The organism is Streptomyces fuscigenes (genome assembly GCF_021556455.1).
GTDB lineage: Bacteria > Actinomycetota > Actinomycetes > Streptomycetales > Streptomycetaceae > Streptomyces > Streptomyces fuscigenes.
In genome coordinates this window covers 1-2,197 of record NZ_JAKGCV010000653.1, presented here as the reverse complement: position 1 = coordinate 2,197, position 2,197 = coordinate 1, and the positions used below count along the sequence as shown (strand labels likewise).

The window sequence follows — 2,197 nt, the reverse complement described above, 5'->3', positions numbered from 1 at the left end:
GTGCGCCGCCCCCGGCGGGCGGGCCGCCGGGCCGCGCGGGGCCCCTACCGCGCCGCCGTGACGTCCGCGAAGGCGCACGCCTCCAGGTGGTCGTTGACGAGCCCGCAGGCCTGCATCAGCGCGTACGCCGTGGTGGGTCCCACGAAGCGGATGCCGCGCTTCTTGAGCGTCTTGGACAGGGCCGTCGACTCGTCCGTCACGGCCGGCACGTCGGCCGTGGTGCGCGGCAGCGGCCGGCCCGCCGGGTCCGGCGCGTACGACCAGATGAGCTCGGTCAGCTCGCCGGGCGCCCACTGCGCGAGCGCCTCGGCGTTGGCCAGCGTGGCGTCGACCTTGAGGCGGTTGCGGATGATGCCGGGGTCGCCGAGGAGCCGCTCGCGGTCCTTCTCCGTGAAGCGGGCCACCTCGGAGATCCTGAAGCCCGCGAAAGCGGCCCGGAAGGTCTCCCGCCTGCGCAGGATCGTGATCCACGAGAGGCCGGACTGGAAGGCCTCCAGGCTCAGCCGCTCGAACAGGGCGTCGTCGCCGCGCACCGGCCTGCCCCACTCGGTGTCGTGGTACGCCACGTAGTCCTCGGTGGACAGGCCCCAGGGGCAGCGCGGCAGGCCGTCGGGACCGGCGACCGCCGACGTCATCGCCCGCCCTCCTCGCCCTGCGCGCCACCGCCCGGGGGCGGGTACGCGCCGGTGTCCCACCCCTGCTCCCGGTACGGCTGCTGCCCCGTGTACGTCTGCTCCCCGTACGGCCGCTCCCCGTAGTGCTGTTCGCCGTACGGCTGCCGCCGCGCGGGCGCCCCGCCCGCGCGCGCGCTCGCGAGGGCGGACTCCAGCTCCGAGATCCGCTCGTCCCGCTCGGCGAGCTCCGCGCCGAGCCTGCCGAGCACGTCGTCGACGTCGGACATGCGGTAGCCGCGCAAGGCGACGGGCAGCCGCACGTCGTCGATGTCCGAGCGGCCGAGCGGGCGGCTCGCGGGAAGCGGGTCCACCAGCCGCTGCGGGGCCGTCTCCGGCAGGACGGCGCGCTCCCCGCCGCCCAGGACGGCCAGGGTGACCGCGGCCACCACCACGACCATCGCGATGAGCAAGAACCAGAACACGTGCTTCTCCCCTGTGCCGGAGCGGAACGCTGAAAGAACGTCGCCCCGATCGTGCCACGAGCCACTGACACCCGGGACGCGACCGGCCCCGTAAGGTCGGTGGCCGGGGCCGGCGGCGGCCCCGGCCGGGCCGGCACAGCCGGGCCCGGCGGGCGAGAGGAACGGTACGACGGATGAGCGGCGGGGCTCTGCGGCTTGGGCGGCGGGAATTCGGCGAGCACGAGCAGGTGATCATGGCGATCGTCAACCGGACTCCCGACTCGTTCTACGACCGGGGGGCGACCTTCCAGGACCGGCCCGCCCTCGACCGGGTGGCGCGCGCGGTGGACGAGGGCGCGGGGATCGTCGACATCGGCGGGGTGAAGGCGGGCCCCGGCGAGGAGGTCACCACCGAGGAGGAGATCCGGCGCACGGTCGGCTTCGTCGCGGCGGTGCGCGAGCGCCATCCCGACGTGGTGATCAGTGTGGACACCTGGCGCCACGAGGTGGCCGAGGCGGTGTGCGCGCAGGGCGCCGACCTGCTGAACGACGCGTGGGGCGGGGTGGACCCGCTGCTCGCCGAGGTCGCCGCCCGCCACGACGTGGGACTGGTGTGCACCCACGCGGGCGGTGCCGAGCCGCGCACCCGGCCGCACCGCGTCGCCTACGACGACGTGATGGCGGACATCCTGCGCGTCACGGTCGGGCTCGCGGAGCGCGCCCGGGACCTGGGCGTGCGCGAGGACCGGATCGTGATCGACCCGGGCCACGACTTCGGCAAGAACACCCGGCACTCGCTGGAGGCCACCCGCCGGCTGCCGGAGATGGAACGGACGGGCTGGCCGGTGCTCGTGTCGCTGTCCAACAAGGACTTCGTGGGCGAGACGCTGGACCGCCCGGTCAAGGAGCGGCTGCTCGGCACGCTGGCGACGACCGCGGTGTCGGCCTGGCTGGGGGCGCGCGTGTACCGGGTGCACGAGGTGGCGGAGACCCGGCAGGTGCTGGACATGGTGGCCTCCATCGCGGGCCACCGTGCCCCCGCCGTGGCGCGCCGCGGTCTGGCCTGACCGCTGCGGGCCCGGCGCTGGGCGTCCGGCGCCGCGGCGGGTGCGGCGCCCGCGG

The 2,197-nt window shown here is 75.6% G+C and carries 3 protein-coding genes; 1 reads left to right on the top strand and 2 read right to left on the bottom strand.

The genetic code is table 11. The features are described from left to right. Positions 1-44: 44 nt before the first annotated feature. Together L1885_RS27410 and L1885_RS27405 are read right to left on the bottom strand one after the other, a co-directional pair. Positions 45-635, bottom strand: a complete 591-nt coding sequence (locus tag L1885_RS27410) for a DNA-3-methyladenine glycosylase I (RefSeq protein WP_235799844.1) — start codon at positions 633-635, stop codon at positions 45-47. Further along, positions 632-1,096 carry a DivIVA domain-containing protein gene (locus L1885_RS27405; protein ID WP_235799843.1) on the bottom strand — a complete coding sequence of 155 codons (465 nt, stop codon included), beginning with the start codon at positions 1,094-1,096 and terminating at the stop codon, positions 632-634. The genes L1885_RS27410 and L1885_RS27405 overlap by 4 nt, the downstream gene beginning before the upstream one ends. Before the next feature lie 173 nt (positions 1,097-1,269). Between L1885_RS27405 and folP the strand changes: the two genes are divergently transcribed. After that, the gene (folP, locus tag L1885_RS27400; protein WP_235799842.1) at positions 1,270-2,142 is read left to right on the top strand and encodes a dihydropteroate synthase; all 873 of its coding nucleotides are present in this window, start codon (positions 1,270-1,272) and stop codon (positions 2,140-2,142) included. The last annotated feature ends 55 nt before the right edge of the window (positions 2,143-2,197 follow it).

Excerpts from the sequence above, each read along its gene's own strand:
- L1885_RS27410 (WP_235799844.1), bottom strand. The coding sequence starts at position 635 with ATGACGTCGGCGGTCGCCGGTCCCGACGGCCTGCCGCGCTGCCCCTGG.
- folP (WP_235799842.1), top strand. The coding sequence starts at position 1,270 with ATGAGCGGCGGGGCTCTGCGGCTTGGGCGGCGGGAATTCGGCGAGCAC.